Source organism: Bradyrhizobium sp., assembly GCF_016462955.1.
In the GTDB taxonomy this organism is placed as follows: domain Bacteria; phylum Pseudomonadota; class Alphaproteobacteria; order Rhizobiales; family Xanthobacteraceae; genus Bradyrhizobium.
In genome coordinates this window covers 8,391-10,862 of sequence record NZ_JAEMSD010000058.1, presented here as the reverse complement: position 1 = coordinate 10,862, position 2,472 = coordinate 8,391, and the positions used below count along the sequence as shown (strand labels likewise).

The window sequence follows — 2,472 nt, the reverse complement described above, 5'->3', positions numbered from 1 at the left end:
CGCGCCAGCACAATGATGGCGGCTTCAGAAGCGAAACCAGCAGCCTCGGCCGCCCTCGTGTTCCGCCGTATCTCCTGGGCTACACCATCGGCGCAGCACGCGAGGTCATCGGCTGTCAGAAGGCCAGGGCTGTACGGCTTCCGGGGGAATTCGTGCGGATACCTTGCCCGGATGAGCATCGCCAAGAGCGCCATGCCCGCTTCTTTCAGAGGTCCTCCGCTAGGAGCACCAGCAACGCAGCTACAGGTCAAAAAGGGGTCCTCAGACCAGTCAGCAACTCCGCTCGCGTGCGAATCCAATGCTCGTTTGGTAGAGGCCTCGCAGTCGGTCACAAGCGCCCAAAGGGAGTCCTGGTCGCCCTCCCGAACCAGCAAAAGCGTTTCGGATAGCTCGCTGATGCCCAGGTCCCGCTCCCATCCGCCGAGGACCACCGCGCCCGCTGGTAACCTGCCCTGATGGCTGGGATCACGCCCCCAAGGATCAACGAATTGGCTTCCAGATGAAGCCTCGTCGACACTGGACATGAGAAAACCCCCATCTGTTAACCGAGGAGGGCTGACGATCGCACGACCCGTTCGTTGCCGAATGGCCGCATCCCCTTTCGGGAACCACCTTGCCCGGGTCGGCAGGTTGGCGAGGGCGTCCGCCCTTCCTCTGAATGCGCATCCTAAGGTAGTCGCCAGGTCCTGCTCTGTCTAGGGTGCGAAGCTCGAATTGGGCGCGGAAAGTCCGCCCGTGGACTGGGCGCCGAAACTCGTGCCAGGGCTCTACGTCTCACTCAAGGCGCGGCGGACCATTTATTCGGGCTGGATGAGGTCTTGCAGCTTCTGCTCTTCCTCTGACAGCAAGCGCTCGATCGTGGCGCGCTTCGCGTCGTCTTCCTCGGTTTGCAACAGCCTGCGGTAGTGCTCGATATTCGCCCGCGCAACGAATTCGTCAGTCATTCCAATTGCCCTGAAACTGATCGCTCCTCACTCTACTCCAGGGACGAAACGTGCAGCGTGGAAAGCAACATCGGTTCCACGCAGATCAATCATGCGAAAGTGGCTGCCGCGCAGCCCACCAAACTGTAGATGCCCGGCTCGCCTAGTGGATCGTGCTGAGTTTCTTAAGCTGGACGCGAAGGTCGTCGATGTATTCCTGCACGGCGCGCCGCAGTTCATCCTCACGCGAGGGCTTCTTACCCGGTCGCGCCTCCTGAGTGGCATGGTCGCCAGAAGGTCGCTTCTCCATAGAATCAGCCTGGAGCCGACCGGGCTGGCGACGGCTGATCTATGTCAAAGGACCGCGCGACCAGGAGCGGAATGTAAGTGGAACTTGCAAGGCAAGGCTGGATATGGCTCGTCAAGATACGCTTGCGTATCGGGACGCAGCGGCACCGCGATCGGGTTCCCTCGGCGGGAAGGACCCCACGCCTTCAATCGAGGCCACGCTGGCATCATGCTGGAGACAGCCCGCACCAGATCACCCTCCCGTGGGCAGGACCATGCCTGAGGTCTCCTACAACAGCCGCCCGGCTTCGATTAGCAGGCCGCTGGTGCGTTCGCGGGGACCGCCCCGGCTTTTGGATTGCGGCGGAGGTTTGATGCAGTTCTATGGCCAACCCGGTGTAAGCGTTGCTCGATGCCGCGTCCTGGCAAGCTCTGGCCATGCTGCCGCCATGCTGATGTAGTGGCATGACGAGCACCGAACGTCGAAGTACAAGCCTTGACGCCACTACAATGTTCGTCCGATTCCGAGAGACGCAAAGCCGCATCCAGGTAAATTTGGTTGAGACTCGGCGCGTCGAGGGTCGGGTGAAGCACGAGCATCTTGCTACGCTTGGCTCAATCGACAAGGTGCCTTCGATCGCAGATCGGCTCTCATTTTGGCAGGCGCTTCATCAGCGGCTCGCGCACCTGTCGAACCGGATCGATGCGAGCCAGCACGCCAAGGCGCTGTCCGATGTTCACGCACGGATTCCGATGGTGACGATCGACGAACAGCGAGCGCTCAAGTTGGAGGTCGCGCAGGCCGACGAAAAGCTCTGGGACGCCCTCGCTGCGATGCACGAGGCAAGCGCGAACGATCAGCGGCGGCTCGGTGCGAGGGCTGAGCGCGTCGCAATCGCAAACCAGCAGGCATCCATCGAGGCCGCCACCCGCGCTGCCACCATGCGGGACCGCATCGAGCGGCTGAAGCGCGGCGAAGACGCCCCAGGTGCACTTAAGCGGTTTGATCCAGGACGGGCCCTTCATGATGCCGGCTGGAGCAAGGCTGAGATTGAACACGCAATCCTGCTCGCGATGCTTCCTGAAGAGGCGTTCAATGAGGTCATTGAGGCTTCACATCAAGCGAGCGAACGGGCTGGCGAGATCGCTGCGCGAAAGGCAGCGCGTGCAGCCGCTCGCACGAGAGAGGATGACGGGCCCCGTGATGGTTCCGACCGTCGCGATTAGGAACATCGCGACCGCTATCGCTTTTGGCCTTGTC

General features: G+C 61.7%; 3 protein-coding genes and 1 riboswitch. Of the genes, 1 reads left to right on the top strand and 2 read right to left on the bottom strand.

Annotated features, from left to right (window positions below):
- Window positions 1-194: hypothetical protein (locus JHD07_RS09205; RefSeq protein WP_291621259.1), on the bottom strand; the 194-nt coding region annotated here is incomplete at its 3' end.
- A gap of 370 nt (window positions 195-564) precedes the next feature.
- Window positions 565-667: riboswitch (SAM-I-IV-variant riboswitch) on the bottom strand.
- A 130-nt stretch (window positions 668-797) separates the two neighbouring features.
- On the bottom strand, window positions 798-944 hold the full coding sequence (locus tag JHD07_RS09200) for a hypothetical protein (protein ID WP_291621257.1): 147 nt from the start codon (window positions 942-944) through the stop codon (window positions 798-800).
- Between the two features lie 852 nt (window positions 945-1,796).
- Between JHD07_RS09200 and JHD07_RS09195 the strand changes: the two genes are divergently transcribed.
- Window positions 1,797-2,438 carry a hypothetical protein gene (locus JHD07_RS09195; RefSeq protein ID WP_291621255.1) on the top strand — a complete coding sequence of 214 codons (642 nt, stop codon included), beginning with the start codon at window positions 1,797-1,799 and terminating at the stop codon, window positions 2,436-2,438.
- Window positions 2,439-2,472 lie beyond the last annotated feature (34 nt).

Coding starts and splice junctions, on each gene's coding strand:
- JHD07_RS09200 (WP_291621257.1), bottom strand. CDS start 944: ATGACTGACGAATTCGTTGCGCGGGCGAATATCGAGCACTACCGCAGG.